The 18,095-nt window shown below is 77.6% G+C and carries 19 protein-coding genes; 11 read left to right on the top strand and 8 right to left on the bottom strand.

The window, feature by feature from the left end; genetic code table 11:
• Positions 1-4: 4 nt before the first annotated feature.
• From ACRYMY_RS13820 to ACRYMY_RS13830, 3 genes are all read right to left on the bottom strand, one after another.
• Complete coding sequence (locus ACRYMY_RS13820; RefSeq protein ID WP_432547837.1) at positions 5-280, bottom strand: hypothetical protein; 276 nt, start codon at positions 278-280, stop codon at positions 5-7.
• Positions 281-398: 118 nt separating this feature from the next.
• Positions 399-2,441 (bottom strand): acyl-CoA dehydrogenase family protein, encoded by a 2,043-nt coding sequence (locus ACRYMY_RS13825; RefSeq protein WP_432547838.1) that lies wholly within the window; start codon positions 2,439-2,441, stop codon positions 399-401.
• Entirely contained in the window at positions 2,438-3,130 is a 693-nt protein-coding gene (locus tag ACRYMY_RS13830) for a TetR/AcrR family transcriptional regulator (protein ID WP_432547839.1), read from the bottom strand. The genes ACRYMY_RS13825 and ACRYMY_RS13830 overlap by 4 nt, the downstream gene beginning before the upstream one ends.
• Positions 3,131-3,220: 90 nt before the next feature.
• Between ACRYMY_RS13830 and ACRYMY_RS13835 the strand changes: the two genes are divergently transcribed.
• Genes ACRYMY_RS13835 through ACRYMY_RS13850 form a run of 4 tightly spaced genes read left to right on the top strand, consistent with a single transcriptional unit; the run spans position 3,221 to position 7,613 of the window.
• Entirely contained in the window at positions 3,221-4,534 is a 1,314-nt protein-coding gene (locus ACRYMY_RS13835) for an acetyl-CoA C-acetyltransferase (RefSeq protein ID WP_432547840.1), read from the top strand.
• Between the two features lie 41 nt (positions 4,535-4,575).
• Positions 4,576-5,886: a 3-oxoacyl-ACP reductase gene (locus ACRYMY_RS13840; RefSeq protein WP_432547841.1), complete on the top strand. Its 1,311-nt coding sequence runs from the start codon at positions 4,576-4,578 to the stop codon at positions 5,884-5,886.
• A gap of 1 nt (position 5,887) precedes the next feature.
• The gene (locus tag ACRYMY_RS13845) at positions 5,888-6,814 is read left to right on the top strand and encodes a MaoC family dehydratase (protein ID WP_432547842.1); all 927 of its coding nucleotides are present in this window, start codon (positions 5,888-5,890) and stop codon (positions 6,812-6,814) included.
• A gap of 49 nt (positions 6,815-6,863) precedes the next feature.
• The gene (locus ACRYMY_RS13850; protein WP_432547843.1) at positions 6,864-7,613 is read left to right on the top strand and encodes an SDR family NAD(P)-dependent oxidoreductase; all 750 of its coding nucleotides are present in this window, start codon (positions 6,864-6,866) and stop codon (positions 7,611-7,613) included.
• A 9-nt stretch (positions 7,614-7,622) separates the two neighbouring features.
• Here the strand turns inward: ACRYMY_RS13850 and ACRYMY_RS13855 are convergent, their stop codons facing one another.
• Entirely contained in the window at positions 7,623-8,666 is a 1,044-nt protein-coding gene (locus tag ACRYMY_RS13855) for a glycoside hydrolase 5 family protein (RefSeq protein WP_432547844.1), read from the bottom strand.
• A gap of 145 nt (positions 8,667-8,811) precedes the next feature.
• Here ACRYMY_RS13855 and ACRYMY_RS13860 point away from each other — a divergent pair, with 145 nt between their 5' ends.
• Both ACRYMY_RS13860 and ACRYMY_RS13865 read left to right on the top strand, forming a co-directional pair.
• Complete coding sequence (locus ACRYMY_RS13860; protein WP_432547845.1) at positions 8,812-9,603, top strand: SDR family NAD(P)-dependent oxidoreductase; 792 nt, start codon at positions 8,812-8,814, stop codon at positions 9,601-9,603.
• Between the two features lie 36 nt (positions 9,604-9,639).
• Positions 9,640-10,974: an MFS transporter gene (locus ACRYMY_RS13865; RefSeq protein ID WP_432547846.1), complete on the top strand. Its 1,335-nt coding sequence runs from the start codon at positions 9,640-9,642 to the stop codon at positions 10,972-10,974.
• Between the two features lie 30 nt (positions 10,975-11,004).
• Here the strand turns inward: ACRYMY_RS13865 and ACRYMY_RS13870 are convergent, their stop codons facing one another.
• Together ACRYMY_RS13870 and ACRYMY_RS13875 are read right to left on the bottom strand one after the other, a co-directional pair.
• Positions 11,005-11,661, bottom strand: a complete 657-nt coding sequence (locus ACRYMY_RS13870) for an MBL fold metallo-hydrolase (RefSeq protein WP_432547847.1) — start codon at positions 11,659-11,661, stop codon at positions 11,005-11,007.
• A gap of 61 nt (positions 11,662-11,722) precedes the next feature.
• Positions 11,723-11,983, bottom strand: a complete 261-nt coding sequence (locus tag ACRYMY_RS13875) for a hypothetical protein (RefSeq protein ID WP_432547848.1) — start codon at positions 11,981-11,983, stop codon at positions 11,723-11,725.
• A 206-nt stretch (positions 11,984-12,189) separates the two neighbouring features.
• On the opposite strand from ACRYMY_RS13875, the gene ACRYMY_RS13880 reads away from it, so the two are divergent.
• Positions 12,190-12,993: a universal stress protein gene (locus ACRYMY_RS13880; RefSeq protein WP_432547849.1), complete on the top strand. Its 804-nt coding sequence runs from the start codon at positions 12,190-12,192 to the stop codon at positions 12,991-12,993.
• A gap of 3 nt (positions 12,994-12,996) precedes the next feature.
• Here the strand turns inward: ACRYMY_RS13880 and ACRYMY_RS13885 are convergent, their stop codons facing one another.
• Positions 12,997-13,335, bottom strand: a complete 339-nt coding sequence (locus ACRYMY_RS13885; RefSeq protein WP_432547850.1) for a hypothetical protein — start codon at positions 13,333-13,335, stop codon at positions 12,997-12,999.
• A 144-nt stretch (positions 13,336-13,479) separates the two neighbouring features.
• Between ACRYMY_RS13885 and ACRYMY_RS13890 the strand changes: the two genes are divergently transcribed.
• From ACRYMY_RS13890 to ACRYMY_RS13905, 4 genes are all read left to right on the top strand, one after another.
• Positions 13,480-14,277, top strand: coding sequence for a GAF and ANTAR domain-containing protein (locus ACRYMY_RS13890; protein ID WP_432547851.1), 798 nt, complete (start codon positions 13,480-13,482; stop codon positions 14,275-14,277).
• Positions 14,255-14,965: a GAF and ANTAR domain-containing protein gene (locus ACRYMY_RS13895; RefSeq protein ID WP_432547852.1), complete on the top strand. Its 711-nt coding sequence runs from the start codon at positions 14,255-14,257 to the stop codon at positions 14,963-14,965. Before ACRYMY_RS13890 ends, ACRYMY_RS13895 begins: the two co-directional genes overlap by 23 nt.
• A 117-nt stretch (positions 14,966-15,082) precedes the next feature.
• Entirely contained in the window at positions 15,083-15,481 is a 399-nt protein-coding gene (locus ACRYMY_RS13900; RefSeq protein WP_432547853.1) for an STAS domain-containing protein, read from the top strand.
• A gap of 21 nt (positions 15,482-15,502) precedes the next feature.
• Entirely contained in the window at positions 15,503-16,690 is a 1,188-nt protein-coding gene (locus tag ACRYMY_RS13905; RefSeq protein ID WP_432547854.1) for an MFS transporter, read from the top strand.
• Positions 16,691-16,693: 3 nt separating this feature from the next.
• Here the strand turns inward: ACRYMY_RS13905 and ACRYMY_RS13910 are convergent, their stop codons facing one another.
• A complete protein-coding gene (locus tag ACRYMY_RS13910; protein ID WP_432547856.1) occupies positions 16,694-17,971 on the bottom strand; it encodes an enolase C-terminal domain-like protein in 1,278 nt (425 codons plus the stop codon).
• Positions 17,972-18,095 lie beyond the last annotated feature (124 nt).

Here is an 18,095-nt window from a genome sequence, read left to right on the forward strand (position 1 = left end):
CGCCTCAGCCGGTCGGCTCCCCGCGGTCGCCGCCCTCCTCGGGCCGGGGCAGCAGGGCGATCCCCAGGGCCGCGAGCAGCTGGACGACGTCGGTGCGGTCCAGCCGCACGGTGGTCACGCACCGCTCGTCCTGCCAGGTGGACAGCACGACCCGGTCGTCGTCGGGGTGGGCGGTCACCCGCAGGGCGCGGCCGGGACGGTCGCGGTCGACGACCACGCCGGCGCGCACGGGCAGGCGCGCGGGCGGGCGCGGCTCGTCCTCGACGCCGGCGGGTTCCACACCTCGAGGATGCCCCCGCGCGGGCGCGGCGTCGAGCGCCCGGACGGGGCAGCCGGGACCGGCTCCGGCGAGCCGGACCGCGCCGGCCCCGTGCTCGCCGGGAGCCGCGTCCGGCGCGCTACGCCGGGACGTCCGCGTCCTGTCCGGCGGGCACCAGCGAGGACGCCAGCCACGCGTCGGGGATCCCGAAACCCGCCAGCAGGGTGCCCACGTGCGGGCGCAGGCCGCGGCAGGCGGCGTTCACGGTGTGGGTGAGGGCCTTGGCGTGCGCGGGCGTCATCCGCCGGTGCTGCAGGTACCAGCCCTTCTCCTGCTCCAGCAGCGCCAGGACGTGCAGGTCCAGGACCTGCCCCAGCAGCGAGGCCACCGCGGGGTCCTCCGCGCGCACGACGGCCGCGGCGAACGCGTCGGCGACCACGCGGTCGGTGTGCGCGCGGGCCGCCAGCAGCAGGTGGTCGTTGAGGTCGTCCAGCGCCGTGAACGCCTCCTCGGCCGGGCGCTGGCGCGCGCGGCGCACCCGCTTGGCCAGCGACTCCACGACGTGCTCCTCGCGCTCGGCGAGCATCCGCAGCTGCCACTCGCGGTCGTGCAGCTCGTCCCCGGCGCGGCCGCTGGAGACGATGTCGGCCACCAGCGAGCGCGCGGGGCTGCGCCCGGCGATCGTGGTGACGAGGTCGCGGGTCGCGAAGCGCGCCATCCCCAGGGTGTCCAGGTCGTTGAACTGCTGCGCGTAGGAGGTCAGCAGGCCCTTGGCGACCAGCTGCGACAGGACGGTGTTGTCGCCCTCGAACGTGGTGAACACGTCGGTGTCGGCCTTCAGCTGCGGCAGGCGGCTGCTGGAGAGGTACCCGTGGCCGCCGCACGCCTCCCGGCACGTCTGGATGGTGCGGGTCGCGTGCCAGGTGGAGGCCACCTTCATCGCCGCGGCCAGGCCCTCGAACGCCCGCTGGCGGGTGGGTTCGGCCTCCTCGCCGGCCAGCTGCACGCGCAGCAGCTCGTCCATCTCGCCCAGCAGCTCGTCCTGGGCGAAGCTCAGCGCGTACGTGGCGGCCAGCGGCACGAGCAGGCGGCGCTGGTGGGCCAGGTAGTCCAGCAGCACGACCTCCTCGCCGCTGCCGCCGTCGGCGGCGCTGGGGCGGGCGAACTGCCGGCGGTGCTCGGCGTAGCGCAGCGCGATGGTCAGCGCGACCTTCGTCTGGCTGATCGCGCCGCCGGAGACGCTGACGCGGCCCTTCACGAGCGCGCCGAGCATGGTGAAGAACCGGGAGGCCGCGCTGGCGATCGGGCTGGAGTACGTGCCGTCGGGGGCGACCTGCGCGTAGCGGTCCAGGAGGTTCTCGCGCGGCACGCGCACGGCGTCGAAGGACAGCCGGCCGTTGTCGACGCCGTTCAGGCCCATCTTGCGGCCGTCGTCCTCGCGGTGGACGCCGGGCGCGGGGGCGCCGTCGACGACCAGGGGCACGAGGAACGCGTGCACGCCGCGGCGCTCGCCGCCGGTGACGAGCTGGGCGAACACGACGGCGACCTCGGCGTCCTCGGCGGCGCCGCCGATGTAGTCCTTGCGCGCCGAGGGGTCCGGGGTGTGGACGACGAACTCCTGCGTCGCCGGGTCGTAGGTGGCGGTGGTGCGCAGGGAGGCCACGTCGGACCCGTGCCCGGTCTCCGTCATCGCGAAGCAGCCGCGCAGGTCCAGGCGCAGCAGCCTCGGCAGCAGCTCGGCGTGGTGGCGCTCGGTGCCCAGGGCCTGCACGGCGCCGCCGAACAGGCCCCACTGCACCCCGGACTTGATCATCAGGGAGGCGTCGGCGAACCCGAGCATCTCGAACTGCGCCACCTGGGCGCCGGGCGCGTCGGCGCCGCCGTGGCGGGAGGAGAAACCCTGCTCGTGCCCGCCGATCTCGGCGATGCGGCGCAGGCGCTCGCGGGTGAGGTCGCGCACCTGCGCGGTGCTCAGGTGGTCGACGGGGGCGAAGAAGTCCAGCGGGACCGTGCGGCGGAACTCCTCGCGGGCGTCGGCGAACCGGCCGTCGAGGAACCGGCGCAGCTCCTCGGGGTCCACGGGCAGCGGCGGGGCGGGTTCCGGCGCCGGGACCGCCGGGGCCGCCGGGACCGCCGCGGCGGGCGCGGCGGGGGTGGTCACGGGCACGTCGGTGGTCGTCATCGGTCCTCCTGCGGTGCGGCGCGGGTGCTGTCCAGGAACGTCGCCAGGCCGCCCCAGGCGAGGTCGGTGAGGTCGCGGGCGACGGCGTCGGCGTCGGGGCGGTCGGGGGTGGAGATCCAGCGGTCGGCGGCGGCGCGGATCATCGCGACGACGCCGTGGGCGAGGACGTCGGTGGCCGCCGAGGTGGAGCCGGCGGCGCGCAGGTGCGCGGTGATCGCGGTGGCGGTCTCGTCGGCGACCACCCCCGTCAGGTGCTGGACGGGGTCGCGCTGCGCCGGGCGGTCCAGGAACGGGTGCGAGACGACGAACCGGTAGACCTCCGGGTCCTTCTCCACCAGCCGCAGGTACGTGGTGACGATGGCCGCGAGCCCCTCGCGGGGGGACCCGGCCGCCTCCACGGCGCTGCGCAGCTCGCGCACGATGCGCCGGTTCACCCGGCTGGCCACCGCCAGGTACAGGTCCTCCTTGTCGGAGAAGTGCCGGTACAGCACCGTCTTGCTGGTGCCGGCCTCGGCGGCCAGGTCGTCCATGCCGATGCCCGCGCCGCGGCGGGTGATGGCGCGCAGGGCCGCGGTGACCAGCTCCTCGCGGCGGGCGCGGCGGTGCTCGGCCCAGCGGGTGCGGCGCCCGTCGGCGCGGGCGGGCGCGCCGGGCGGCGGGGCGACGGCGGTGTCGGGAGCGGCGTCCACGTCTCGACGGTACCCGTTCCACCGGGTATCCGGTACCCGAAGTACCTGTTAGCTTGGTCGTGTTCACGCCGCGCTCGACGAGGAGGCCCCGTGCCCGACCGCCCCGCCCCCCGACCGGTGCGCCGCGCCGCGATCGTCGGGGGCAACCGCACGCCCTTCGTCCGCGCCGGCCGCGCCTACGCGCGGGCCTCCGCGCAGGACCTCATGACCGCCGCCCTCGACGGCCTCGTCGCCCGGTACGGGCTGGCCGGCGAGCGCCTCGGCGAGGTCGTCGGCGGCGCGGTCCTGCGCCACAGCCGCGACCTGAACATCACCCGCGAGGCGCTGCTGTCCACCGCGCTGGACCCGGCCACCCCCGCCCACGACGTCTCCCAGGCGTGCGCGACGAGCCTGCAGGCGGCCGTGACGGTCGCGGACAAGATCGCCCTCGGGCAGGTCGAGGCGGGGATCGCGGCCGGCGCCGACAGCGCCAGCGACGCCCCGATCGCCGTCGACGAGGGGCTGCGGCGCGTCCTGCTGGAGCTGTCGCGCGCCCGCACGCCCGCCGCGAAGCTCAAGGCGCTGGCGGGCCTGCGCCCCGGGCAGCTGCGTCCCGCGCCGCCGCGCAACGCCGAACCGCGCACCGGCCTGTCGATGGGCGAGCACGCCGCGCGCACCGCGCTGGAGCACCGCGTCGGGCGCGAGGAGCAGGACGCCCTGGCCCTGGCCAGCCACCGCAACCTCGCCGCGGCCTACGAGCGCGGGTTCTTCGACGACCTGCTCACCCCCTACCTCGGGGTGCGCCGCGACGACGTCCTGCGCCCGGACACCACCGCCGAGAAGCTGGCCGGCCTGCGCCCCGTCTTCGGCCGGCGCCTGGAGGAGGCGGGCCAGGGCGCGGCCACCATGACGGCCGGGAACTCCACCCCGCTCTCGGACGGCGCGGCCGCCGTCCTGCTCGCCTCCGACGAGTGGGCCGCCGAGCGCCGCCTGGACGTCCTGGCGCACCTGGTGGACGCGGAGACCGCCGCCGTCGACCACGCGCGCGCCGGCGAGGGACTGCTCACCGCGCCCGTGCACGCCGTCCCGCGCTTGCTGCGGCGCAACGGGTTGCGCTTGGAGGACTTCGACGTCGTGGAGGTCCACGAGGCGTTCGCCTCCACCGTGCTGGCGACCCTGGCCGCCTGGGAGGACGCGGAGTTCTGCCGCGAGCGCCTGGGCCTTGACGGCCCGCTGGGCACCGTCGACCGCTCGCGGCTGAACGTCACCGGGTCCTCGCTGGCGACGGGGCACCCGTTCGCGGCGACCGGTGCGCGGATCCTCGCCACGACGGCCAAGCTGCTCGCCGAGCGCGGCGGCGGCCTGGCGCTGATCTCGGTCTGCGCGGCCGGCGGGCAGGGCGTGGCCGCGGTCGTGGAGCGGTGAGGGGGGACCCCGTGGGGACGACGAGGACGAGGAGGAGCGCGGTGGACGCCTCGGTGCTGCTGCAGAACCCGCTGGCGGCGCGCGCCGGCGTGCCGCAGCCACCCGCGCTGCGGCGCTGGGAACCCGGGCAGGAACTGCTCACCGGGCCCGCGCTGCTGCTCGGGACGGGTGCCGCCCCGCTGCTGCCGGCGGTGCGCGGCTGGCTGCGCGCGGCCGGCGCCGCCGCGCTCGAGGAGCTGCCCGAGGAGGAGGAACGGCTCGGTGCCGTCGTCGTCGACGCCAGCGCCGCGCGCACGGTCGACGACCTGGCGGCGCTGCGAGCCCCGCTGGCCCCGGCGTTCCGGCGCCTGGCCCGCGGCGGGCGCGTGCTGCTGCTGGGGACCCCGCCGGCGCAGGCGCCCGGCGTGGAGGCCGCCGCCGTGCAGCAGGGCCTGGAGGGGTTCTCCCGCTCGCTGGGCAAGGAGACCCGCGGCGGGGCCACCGTGAACCTGCTGCGGGTGGCCGAGGGCGCCGGTGACGCGCTGCGCGCCCCGCTGCTGTTCCTGGCCTCCGCGCGCGCCGCGTACGTGTCCGGGCAGGTCCTCGACGTCGCGCCCGCTCCCGGCCCGGTGCCCGACCGGGCCGTCCGCACCGCGGTCGTCACCGGTGCGGCGCAGGGCATCGGGGCCGCCACCGCCGAGGTGCTGGCCCGCGGCGGCGCGCACGTCGTGTGCGCCGACCTGGCCGCCTCGGGCGAGGCCCTGGCCGCCGTCGCCAACCGCGTCGGCGGGTCCACCCTGCACCTGGACGTCACCGCCGACGACGCCCCGCGCGTGCTGGCCGAGCACCTGGCCCGCCGCTTCGGCGGCGCCGACGTCGTCGTCCACAACGCCGGCGTCACCCGCGACCGCTCGTTCGTGAACCTCGACGACCGCGCCTGGCGGCAGGTCCTCGACGTGAACCTGCGCGCGCCGCTGCGCCTGACCGACGGGTTGCTCGCCGCCGACGGCGCGCTCGCGCCCGGCGCCCGGTTCGTGTGCCTGTCCTCGGTCAACGGGCTGGCGGGCGCGCGGGGGCAGACGAACTACGCGGCCAGCAAGGCCGGGCTCGTGGGGTTCGTGCGCGCGCAGGCCGGGCCGCTGGCCGCCCGGGGGTTCGCCGTCAACGCCGTCGCGCCGGGTTTCGTGGAGACCGCGATGACGGCGGCCATGCCGTTCGTGGCGCGCGAGGTCGCCCGGCGCGCCAGCAGCCTGCAGCAGGGCGGGCTCCCCGTCGACGTCGCCGAGGCCGTGGCCTTCCTGGCCCAGCCCGACGCCGGCGGCGTCAACGGCCAGGTCCTGCGGGTGTGCGGGCAGAACCTCGTGGGGGCCTGACGTGAGCCTCGCCTCCCGCGCCACCACTGCCTCCCGCACCACCGTCGCCCCCGCCCTGGCGCGCAGCTACGCGCGCTCCCTGCTGCGCCGCAGCGCCGAGCGCGCGGTGGACCTGCCGCGCACCCGGTACGTGCAGCACGGCGTGCGCGCCGACGTCGACCGCCTCGCGGCGTTCTGCCGCGAGACGGGCACCCCGCTGCGCGACCGGCTGCCGCTGCCGTTCGGCCACCTGCTGGGGTTCGGCCTGCAGGTGGACCTGCTGGTCTCCGAGCCGTTCCCGTTCCGCCTGCTCGGCCTGGTGCACGTGCACCAGCGGTTCGCGCAGCGCCGCGCGCTGCTCCTGGAGGACGGCCTGGCGGGCGCGGCGGGGTTCGACGTCGCCGTGCGCGCCACGGGGATGCGCCCGCACCGGCGCGGCGCCCTCGTGGACGTCGTCACCGAGGTCCGCGGGCCCGGCGACGACCCGCTCGGCCCGGCCTCGTGGGAGGGGCGCAGCCGCTACCTGGCGCGGGGCGTGCGGGTGCCCGGCGCGCCCGCGCGCGAGGACGACCCGCTGCCGCGGCCCGAGCGCGGCGCCGTCGCGCAGTGGCGCGTGGACGCCGGCACGGGTCGGCGCTGGGCGGCGCTGAGCGGGGACGTGAACCCCATCCACCTCGCCGCTCCCGCCGCGCGGCTGTTCGGGTTCCGCCGGGCGATCGCGCACGGGCTGTGGACGGCCTCGCGCAGCCTGGCCGCGCTGGACCCGCTGCCGGAGCGGGTGCGCGCCGACGTGGAGTTCGCCGCGCCGCTGCTGCTGCCGGCCACGGTCGAGCACGTCGTCGCCCGCGACGGCGGCGGCTGGAGCACCGTGGTGCGCGGGCGCCCGCGCGAGGACCGCCCGGCGCGCGTCCACCTCGTCGCGCGGGTCGAGGAGCTGCCCGTGCCCTGACGCGCCCCGCAGACGTTCCCAGGTCTCCGTGCATGGTTGGGTGGGCCGCGTGAGCGCGACGAGCGGGACGGTGCTGCTGCTGGGCGGGCGCAGCGAGATCGGGCTGGAGGTCGCCGAGCGGCTGGTCCGCGACGGCGCGGCGACGGTGGTGCTCGCCGCCCGGCGCAGCCACGACCTCGACGCCGAGCGCCGCCGCCTGCTCGACGCCGGCGCCCGCGAGGTCGAGACGCTGGAGTTCGACGCCGACGACGTCACCGCGCACGGGCCGCTGCTGGCCGACGTCGTCGCCCGGCACGGCGCCGTGGACGCCGTCGTCGCCTTCGGCGTCCTGGGCGACCAGGCGCGCGCCGAGCGCGACCCCGCGCACGCGCTGGCCGTCGTGCACACCGACTACGTCGCGCAGGTCAGCGTCCTGTCCCACCTGGCGAACCTCCTGCGCCCGCTGCGCGCCGGGCGGCTCGTCGTGTTCTCCTCGATCGCCGGGTGGCGGGTGCGCCGCGCGAACTACGTCTACGGCTCGGCCAAGGCCGGCCTCGACGGCTTCGCCAGCGGCCTGGCCGACGCCCTGGCCGGCAGCGGCGTGCACCTGCTGCTGGTGCGTCCCGGGTTCGTCGTGGGCCGCATGACCACCGGCATGGACCCCGCGCCGCTGTCCAGCACTCCCGGACAGGTCGCCGACGCCGTCGTCGCCGCCCTGCGCGCCGGCCGGGGGAGCGTGTGGGTCCCGCCGGCCCTGCAGGCGCTGGCGACGGCCATGCGCGCCACGCCCCGGCCGCTGTGGCGGCGCGCGCCGCGCTGACGCCGCGGGTCAGCCGGCCGCGGACGGCGGGGCGAACTCGTTGAACGCCTCGTGCCCCGGCCGCACGCTGCCGTCGGCCTCGAGGAAGTGCAGGTGCTCCGGGTGCCCGACGGGGCCGTGCTCGTCGCGGTGCAGGTCGGCGACCCGGCTGTGGTGCAGGGCGTGCACGGTGTACCCGATGCCGCGGGCGCGCAGCTGGCCGAGGGTGTACCGCATCACCTCCACGTGCCGGGCGTCGTCGCGCGCGCCCCACACGGTCTCGCTGGCGTACAGGGGCTTTCCGACCGAGTCCGCGAACGCGACGCACTCGTCGAGGTAGGCCGCGAAACCCTCCCGCGTGTGCACGTGCTCCTCCGGCCCGATGCCCTGCCACATCCAGTACGGGTGGAACCCGAGGACGTCGCTGAGCGGTTCGGTGGCCCGCAGCGGCGCGAGGTCGGCCCAGTTGCCGATCGTCAGCGGCTGGCGCGCCCCGGCCTCCAGCACGACCCCGCGGCACCAGGCCAGCCAGCGCAGCTCGGCGGCGCGCAGCGGGCTGTCCTCGTCGTGGACGTAGGCGCCCATCAGCGGCTCGTTGCACAGGTCCCAGGCCCAGATCCGCTCGTCGCCGGCGTGGGCGCCGACCACCTCGGCCAGGTACCGGCGGAAGATCCGCTGCACGGGCGCGACCGCGTCGTCGTCGGCGAGCGGGTCGGCGAACAGGTCGTCGGCCCGGGTCCAGGCGCTGGCGTGCGGCAGCAGGTGGTCCAGCGGCACACCCCCGAAGTCGCAGACCGGGTCGCGCCAGCGGTTGAACAGCACCGGGACCACGGCGATCCCGTGCGCGGCGAACAGGCCCAGCCCGGCGTCGAGGTTCGCCAGGAAGCGGACCGGGTCGCGCTGGAACGCCTCGTGCGAGAGCCACCAGCGGGCGGTGTTCCAGCCGGGGAAGGCGGCCTTGCCGCGGGCCACCTCCACGGCCATCCGGCCGTGGTCGTGGTGCTCCCACAGGTCCAGGCCGGAGGATCCCCAGGACCCGGCGTAGTTGAACCCGTGGACCTCGCTCGGCTCCACCGCGCGCCCCCTCCCGCCGCCGGTCCGGGCGTCACCACCGCGCGCGCCCGGGGCCGTCGCACCGGCCGCACCGGAGGCTAGCCCGGCCGCCACCCGCCCGCGGCTCGGCGCGCGCGGGTCGCCGCGGCTGCCTAGCGTGCCGCTCATGGACCTGGGGATCGCAGGACGCACCGCGCTCGTCACCGGCGCCGACTCCGGCATCGGCTGGTGCACGGCCAAGCTGCTGCTCGAGGAGGGCGTGCGCGTCGCCGTCACCGACGTCGACGCCGACCGGCTGCGCGCCGCGGCCGCCGACCTGCCCGGCGAGGTGGTCGCCGTGGCCGCCGACCTCACCGTCGCCGAGGACGTGCAGCGCCTGCACCGCGAGGTGACCGCCGCTGCCGGCGATCCCGACGTCCTCGTGCACGCCGCGGGGATCACCGGCGCGCAGGGACTGTTCCACGAGGTCGACGAGGAGGGCTGGCGCAGCACCTTCGAGACGGACTTCTTCGCCGCCGTGCGCGTCGTGCGGGCCTTCCTGCCCGCGATGCGCTCGCGCGGGTGGGGCCGCGTCGTCCTGCTGGCCTCCGAGGACGCCGTGCAGCCCTACCCCGACGAGCTGCCCTACTGCGCCGCGAAGGCCGCCGTGCGCACGTTCGCCAAGGGGCTGTCCAAGACGTACGGCAGCGAGGGCGTGCTGGTGAACACCGTCTCGCCGGCGTTCATCGAGACGCCGATGACCGACGCGATGATGACGAAGCGCGCCGACGAGGAGGGGACGAGCTTCGACGAGGCCGTCGCCGGGTTCCTGCGCGAGGAGCGGCCGTCCATCACCGCCGGCCGGCGCGGGCGCGCCGACGAGGTCGCCGCCGTCGTCGCGTTCCTCGTCTCCGAGCGGGCCAGCTTCGTCAACGGCAGCGACTACCGCGTCGACTCCGGCTCCGTCGCGACGGTGTAGCGCGACGGTGCGGCGCGGGGTGGGTACCGTGCTGCGGTGCCGACCAGCCCGGGCCTGACGGCCTCGCAGCGCCTCGACGACCTGCCGTTCACCGGCAAGCACCGCAAGCTCCTCGTCGGCTCCGGGGTGGGCTGGGCGCTGGACGCCATGGACGTCGGCCTCGTCGCCTACATCATGGTCGCCCTCACCGTGCAGTGGGGGCTGACGCCCGGGCAGCTGTCGCTGATCCCCGCGGTCGGGTTCGCGGGCATGGCGATCGGCGCCAGCCTGGGCGGACTGCTCGCCGACCGCATCGGCCGCCGCCAGGTGTTCGCCCTCACCCTCCTGGTGTACGGGCTGGCGACGGGGGCGGCGGCGCTGTCGTGGTCGGTCGCGGCGCTGCTGGTGTTCCGGTTCGTCATCGGCCTGGGCCTGGGCGCGGAACTGCCCGTGGCCTCCACCCTCGTCAGCGAGTTCGCCCCGAAGCGGATCCGCGGCCGCGTCGTCGTGGTCCTGGAGGCGTTCTGGGCCGTGGGGTGGACGCTGGCCGCGCTCATCGGGTACCTGCTGGTGCCCGCCTCCGACGACGGCTGGCGCTGGGCGCTGGCCGTCGGCGCCGCCCCCGCCGTGTACGCGGTGGTGGTGCGACGCGGGCTGCCGGAGTCGGTGCGGTTCCTGCTGTCCAAGGGCCGCACCGAGGAGGCCGAGCGCGTCGTCCGGGAGTTCGAGGCGTCGGCCGGGAGGAAGCACACGGGCGAGGTGCTCGTCGAGGAGGCGCCGCCCGCCGGGCGCGCGCGGATCTGGGCGCCCGGCCTGCGCCGGCGCACGGCGGCGCTGTGGGCGGTCTGGTTCTTCGTGAACTTCAGCTACTACGGCGCGTTCACGTGGATCCCCAGCCTGCTGGTGGCCGACGGGTTCTCCGTCATCAGGTCCCTGGAGTTCACGCTGATCATCACGCTGGCCCAGCTGCCCGGGTACGCGCTGGCCGCCTGGCTCATCGAGGCGTGGGGCCGGCGCAGCACCCTGGCGACGTTCCTCGTCGGGTCGGCGGTGGCCGCGCTGGCCTACGCCAACGCCGGCACGGGCGGGCAGATCCTCGCCGCCGGCATGCTGCTGTCGTTCTTCAACCTCGGGGCGTGGGGCGCGCTGTACGCGGTGACGCCCGAGGTGTACCCGACGGCCGTGCGCGGGCGCGGCGCCGGCTCGGCCGCCGGGTTCGGGCGGATCGCGTCCATCCTCGCGCCGCTGAGCGTGCCGCTCCTGCTGGGCACCGGCGGCAGCGGCCTGGTGTTCGTCGTCTTCGGCGTCGCGTTCGTGCTCGCGGCCGTCGCGGCGCTGACGCTGCCGGAGATGCGCGGGGCCGCCCTCGACGAGCCGGTCGCCGCCCGCTGAGGGGGCTCCCGCCCCGCGGCGGGCGGGACCTCACCAGCCGCGCTCGCGCCAGGCCGCCAGCTGCGGCCGCTGCTCGCCCAGCGTCGTCGGCGCCCCGTGGCCCGGGTGCACGACCGTCTCGTCGGGCAGCTGCCCGAACAGCCGGTCCTCCACGTCGTCCAGCAGCGACGTGAACCGGGCCGCGTCCCCGCCGGTGTTCCCGACCCCGCCGGGGAACAGCGAGTCGCCCGTCCACACGTGCGGCGCGTCGCCGGCCGTGCGCAGCACCAGCGCCACCGAGCCGGGGGTGTGCCCGCGCAGGTGCACCACGTGCAGGCGCAGGGCGCCGACCGCGACGACGTCGCCGTGGGCCAGGCGCCGGTCCACCCGCGCCGGCAGGTGACCGGCGTCGGCGGCCCCGGCCAGGGACCGCGCGCCGCTCGCGCGCAGGACGTCGGCCAGCGCGCCGACGTGGTCGTGGTGCCGGTGGGTGGTGACGACCGCGTCCAGGCGCCCGGAGGGGTTCCCCGCGCGCACGAGGTCCAGCAGGGCGGGGGTGTCGGCCGCGGCGTCCACGAGCAGCTGCGCACCCGTGGCGCGGCACGTCAGCAGGTAGCTGACGTTGTCCATCGGCCCGACGTGCCGCTCGCGCAGCTCGGCGGTCGTCGTGCGGGTCGTCGTGCGGGTCGGGGCGCCGGTGGTCGTCACGCGGCCATCATCGACGCGCCGGTGCGGGTGCGCCGCCCGGGACGGGCGGGCGGCGGGGGCGTCAGGCGGCCTCGCGGCCGCGGGCCGCGCCCTCCTGCGGCGCGCGGACGCCGTCGCGCAGGTCGACGACGGCCGGGACGGGACGCACGGTGCGGCGGGCGGCGCGGCGGCGCACGAACGCGGCCGCGAAGGCGAGGGCCACCACCGCGTAGAAGGCGGCGCGGGCGGTCTCGGCGTCGAGGGCGAAACCCACCGTCAGCAGCGCGCACCCGGTGGCGCCGATGACGTGGACGAGGTCCATGAAGGACGTCCACACGTTCACCGAGCCATGGTGGCTCCGCGTGACGGCTTCCGCACGACGGAGGGCGTCCGGTCACCGGGGAGGCCCCCTCGTCGTCACCGTGCGTATGCGCGCGTGGCTCGCCGTCGCCGCGCGCCGCTTGTGGCGCGACCGCCGGAGGCGCACCATCGAGGTCGGGGCGGGGCGACCCGCCGGACCGCGAGGAGGCGGTGGCCGTGGACGGACGGGTGGACGCTCAGCGGGACGCGCGCGGCGCGCGCGGGGACCACGAGGACGACGAGCACCTGCGGGGACCCTCCCGCACGGTCGTCGGCTTCTCCGGGTCCGGTGCCTCCCGGCGGGCCCTGCGCTGGGCCCTGCTGGACGCCGCGGCGACCGGCGCCCTCGTGCACGTCGTCGCCGTCGACCCCCCGCACGGACCGCCCCCCGTCTCCGGCCCGGCCCGCCCGCCGCTGCCGTCGCAGCAGCTGGCCGAGTGCCTGGCCGACGAGCGCGAGCACCTGCCCGGCCGGGCCCCCGAGGTGACCACGGCCGTCGTCACCGGCACCGCGGCCACCAACCTCCTCGTCGCCGCCGCCTGCGCCGACCTGCTGGTGCTCGGGTGCGGGCGCCGCGTCGGCCCGCACGGGCCCGGGGACGGGCACGTGCTGCGCGAGGTCCTGCCGCACGCGCCCGTCCCGCTGGTGCTCGTGGGGCCCGGCGCCGTGCTCGCGCCGGCGCGCCGGCTCGTCGTCGTGCCCGCCGCGGACGCGGCCGGCGAGGACGTCGCCGCAGGCTGGGCCGCCCGGCGCGCGGTCACCGGCGGGGTGCGCTCGCGGACGGTGCTGCGCGGGCCCGCGCGCGAGGAGCTGCCGGCGGCCACGGGTGTCGGCGACCTCGTCGTGTGCGGCGCCGGCGGGCTGGCCGGGGTGCCGCTGCGCACCCTGCGCGCGCCCGTGGTGGTCGTCCCGCCCGCCGCCCGCCGGGTCGTCCTACCCGACGCCGGCGCCGTCGCCGGGGACCGCCGCCGGGTGCCCGTCGGCCGGCGCTGAGCGTCAGCGGCGCGGCCCGCCGGTGGGGCGCAGGTGCTCCGCGGCCACCCACGTGTCCACGAGCACGGGCCGCTGCTCCTCGTCGAGCAGCACGTAGGCGACGCGGCCCAGCCAGCCCGTCCCGTCGCGCCGCCAGGCCAGCAGGAGCCCGGGGAAGGGGCCGGGGTCCTCCGGCGGGCCCTGCACCCAGCAGTGCCGGCCCCCGGGACGCTCGAGGACCGGCGCGGCCGCCGGGGGAGCTGCCGCTGGGGCCGGCGGGTCGGCGAACGGCGAGGGCTCCCCGCGCCGGCGGGCCTCCTCGTAGCGGCGCTGGTACGCCGCGCTCCACCCCCCGCCCGCCACCCGCTCAGGATGGCACGGCGTCGAACGCGTGTTCGAGCCGGTGGGTGATCGCCCGGAGCGGGCGGCGTCACGGGCCGTCTAGTAGGTTCACGGTCTGCCACGGTTCAAGCTCGAGCCCCGGCGTCCGTGCAGGAGGCACCGGCCGTGGACCCGCTCCCCACCCCGTTCGACCGGCTGGCCGCGGCCGTCCGGCGGTTGCGCGAGGAGACCGGTGCCGTCGACGACCAGCGGCGGCTGCTCGAGGCCGTCGCCCGCGAGGCGGTGGCGGGCCTGGACGGCGTGGAGCGGGCCAGCGTGTCCCTGCGCCAGGGGCAGCGCACCTGGACCGCCGCGGCCACCGACGAGCGCGCCTGCGACGTCGACGAGGCCCAGTACGCGGCGGGGCAGGGTCCCTGCGTGGACGTGCTGCGGGGGGCCGGCCCCGTCGTCGTGCCCGACCTGCGCGTCGACCCCCGCTGGCCCGCGCTCACCGCGCACCCCCTGCCCGCCACCGGCGTCCTCGCCGTCCCGCTCGCCGTGGAGGCCGAGCACGTGCCCGCGACCGGCTCGCTCAACCTCTACTGCGTCCCCTCGGCGGCCCGCGCGCTCGACGCAGCCGCCGTCGCCCGCGCCGCACTGCTCGCCGACCAGGCCGCCCTGGCCACCGCCGTCGTCGTGCACCGGGTGCGTGCGCGCAACCTGGAGGAGGCGCTGGTCTCCAACCGGGACATCGGGGCCGCCGTCGGGGTGCTCATGGCGATGGAGCGCACCACCCGCGACGAGGCCCTGGCCCGCCTGCGCCGGGCGAGCCAGGACGGCAACCGCAAGCTGCGCGACGTGGCCGCGCAGGTGCTGGACACCGGCGTCCTGGAGGAGCGGCACCCGCCGGAGGGGCGGTCGACGGGTGGACCGCGGCGGGCGCGGGGGGCAGCATCGCGGGATGGAGACCACGGAGGCCGGTGACAGCACGGGCATCGGGACGGTCGCCCACCGCCTCGCCGAGCTCGCGCGCGAGCTGCAGCGCGAGGAGGGCCCGCAGGAGGTCATGCAGCGCATCGTCGAGCAGGCCGTGCGGACGGTACCGGGCGCCGAGCACGGCTCGATCAGCCTCGTCCACGACCGGCGCGACGTGCGGTCCGCGGCCGCCACGTCCGACGTCGCCCGCGGCTTCGACCGCTCGCAGCAGGAGCTGGGGCAGGGCCCGTGCCTGGACGCCATGTACGTGGAGGAGACCGTCCTCGTCGACGACCTGCGCGCCGAGGACCGCTGGCCGGCCCTGGCCCGGCGCGCCGACGACCTGGGCGTGCGCAGCCTGCTGTGCTTCCAGCTGTTCGTGGACCGCGGGACGCTCGGCGGGCTCAACCTCATGGCGGCGCAGCCGTCGGCGCTGAGCGCGGACGTCCGCGAGGTCGGCGGCCTGTTCGCCGCCCACGCGGCCATCGCCCTGGCGGACGCGCAGAAGCTGGAGCACCTGCACCGCGCCCTGACGCACCGCGACGTCATCGGCCAGGCCAAGGGCATCCTCATGGAGCGGTTCAAGGTGTCCGCGGACCAGGCGTTCGCGCTGCTCGCGCGGGTCAGCCAGGACCGCAACCAGAAGCTGCACACCGTCGCCGAGGAGCTCGTGGCCACGGGCCACCTGCGCCGCTGACGTTGCTCGCTGGTCAGGGCGCGCCGCGTCGCGCTACCGTGGCGCGCAGGTTGTGCACCCAGCCTACCCAAGGGCGGTGCACCGCGCGGCCGCCCACCCGACGGAGGGCGAGAGCCCGTGACGACGCACCCCGCCACCTGCACCCCCGCCACCTGCCACCTGGCGCTGGACGTCCGCGCCGACGGCGCGGCGACGACCGTCCGGCTCGACGGCGAGCTGGAGCTGACGACCGCGGAGCTGCTGCTCGACGTCGTCGACGGCGTCCTGCGGCAGGCCACCGCGACCCCGGCCGCCCCGGCCCGCGTGGTCCTCGACGCCCGCGACCTGTCGTTCTGCGACGTGACGGGCCTCAACGCGCTGCTGGAGGTCCAGCGGCGCGCCGACCGCTGCGGCGGGCACCTGCACCTGCGCACGGTCCGCCCGTTCCTGCGGCACGTCATCGCGGCGGCCGGGGCCGACTGCCTGCTCGACGGCGCTCGCCGCACCCCGCGCGGCACCGCCGACGGCACCGGCTGACCCGGCTGCGACGATCGGCCGGTGGCCCGTGACCACCGGCCGCCGTGGCGGGCGCTCGCGGCGGTGTACGCCCCCGCCGGCCTGTACAGCGTCAGCCAGGGCGCCCTGCTGCCCGTCCTGCCGTTCACCGCGCGCGGGCTGGGCGCCTCGGTGGCCGTGGCCGCCGTCGTCGTGGCCCTGCTGGGCGTCGGCCAGGTCGCCGGGGCGCTGCCCGCCGGGGCGCTCGTCGCCCGGGTGGGCGAGCGCCGGGCCATGCTCACCGCGGGGGCGGCCACCGCCGCCGCGCTGGCCGGCACGGCGCTCGCCCCGACCGTGCCCGCGCTCGTGGTCGCCGTCCTGCTGCTGGGCGCGGCCGGCGCGGTGTGGGGGCTGGCGCGCCAGTCGTACCTGACGGCCGCGGCGCCGCCGCGGCTGCGGGCGCGGGCGCTGTCCACGCTCGGCGGGGTGGGCCGCGCCGGGCTGTTCGCCGGCCCGTTCGCGGGCGCGGGCGGGACGGCGGTCGCCGGGCCCGCGGGCGCGTACGCGGTGGGCGCGCTGGCCGTGGTGGCGGCCTGCGCGGTGCTGCTGGCCCTGCCCGAGCCGCCGCTGCCGCCCCTGCCGCCCGGCGCCGCGGGGGCCCCCGACGCCCGGCCGGCGACGCTGCGCGCGGTCGTGCGCGACCACGCCCGCGTGCTCGCGACCCTCGGCGTGGCGGCGCTGTGCGTGCAGGCGGCCCGGCAGTCGCGGCAGACGGTCCTGCCGCTGTGGTGCGAGCACATCGGCCTGGACGCGACCGCCACGAGCCTCGTCGTGGGCGTCTCCGGCGGCGTGGACCTGCTGCTGTTCTACCCGGCCGGCTCGGTGATGGACCGCTTCGGCCGGGTCGCCGTCGCGGTGCCGTCGATGACGGTGCTGGGGGCCGCGCACGCGGTCCTGCCGCTGGCCGGCAGCACGTGGTCGGTGGTCCTCGCGGGCGTCGTCATGGGGCTGGGCAACGGGATGAGCGCGGGCCTGGTGATGACGCTGGGGGCGGACGCCGCCCCGCCGGGGGCGCGGGCGCAGTTCCTCGGCGCGTGGCGGCTGGTCACCGACGCCGGGGTGGCGGCGGGCCCGCTGCTCGTGGGGGCGCTGGCGGGGGCGGCGGGGCTGGCGCTGGCCTCCGGCGGGGTGGCCGCGCTGGCGTGGGCCGCGGCGGCGGGGCTGGGGGTGTTCACGCCCCGCCGCCGGTGAGGCTCAGCGGTCCAGGGCGGGCCGCTTGGGGTCGAACGCCCACCCCGGCAGCAGGTGCTGCATGGCGGCCGCGTCGTCGCGGGCGCCCAGGCCCTCGCGCAGGTACAGCTCGTGCGCGGCGGCCAGGCGGTCCTCGTCCAGCTCGACGCCCAGGCCGGGCGCGGTGGGCACGTCCAGGAACCCGTCGCGGATCCGCAGCGGCTCGCGGGTCAGGCGCTGCCCGTCCTGCCAGATCCAGTGCGTGTCGATGGCCGTCACGTCGCCGGGGGCGGCGGCCGCGACGTGGGTGAACATCGCTAGCGACACGTCGAAGTGGTTGTTGGAGTGCGAGCCCCACGTCAGGCCCCACGCCTGGCACAACTGCGCCACGCGCACCGAACCGGCCATCGTCCAGAAGTGCGGGTCGGCCAGCGGGATGTCCACGGCGCTGCCGCGCACGGCGTGCCCGAGCTGGCGCCAGTCGGTGGCGATCATGTTGGTGGCCGTGGTCATCCCGGTGGCGCGCTTGAACTCGGCCATCACCTCGCGCCCGGAGTACCCGCCCTCGGCGCCGCACGGGTCCTCGGCGTAGGCCAGGACGTCGCGCAGGCGCCGGCCGTACCTGACGGCGTCGGCCAGCAGCCAGCCGCCGTTGGGGTCCAGGGTGACCCGCGCGCCGGGGAACCGCCGCGCGAGCGCGGTGACGACCTCGACCTCCTCCTCGCCGGGCAGCACGCCGCCCTTGAGCTTGAAGTCGGCGAACCCGTAGCGGGCGTGCGCGGCCTCGGCCAGGCGCACCACGGCGTCGGCGTCCAGCGCCGGTTCGTGGCGCAACCGCTGCCAGTCGTCGGCGCCGTCGCCCTCGTCGGCGGGCGATCGGTAGGGCAGGGGTGTGCGGGTGCGGTCGCCGACGAAGAACAGGTACCCCAGCGCCTGCACGCGCTCGCGCTGCTGGCCCTCCCCGAGCAGTTCGGCCACGGGCACGCCGAGGAACTGCCCGGTCAGGTCGAGCAGCGCGGACTCCAGCGCCGTCACGACGTGCACGGTGGTGCGCAGGTCGAACGTCTGCAGCCCGCGCCCGGCGGCGTCGCGGCCTGCGAACTCCGCCGTGACGGCCCGCAGCAGGCTGCGCGAGCGGGAGACCGGCTGCCCGACGACGAGCCGCGCGGACTCCTCCAGGGTGGCGCGGATCGCCTCCCCGCCCGGCACCTCGCCCACGCCCGCGCGCCCGTCGGAGTCGGTGAGGACGACGACGTTGCGGGTGAAGAACGGGGCGTGCGCGCCGGAGAGGTTCAGCAGCATCCCGTCGTGACCGGCCACGGGCACACCGGGCCGCCGAGCTCGGGCTCCCCGGCGCCGCGCTGTTCGTCGCGTGCGTCCTCCTCGGCCCGTGGCGCGCCGCGGTGCAGCGGCGCTTCGACGACCC

It is taken from the genome of Kineococcus haloalkalitolerans (assembly GCF_050871905.1).
Lineage (GTDB): Bacteria > Actinomycetota > Actinomycetes > Actinomycetales > Kineococcaceae > Kineococcus.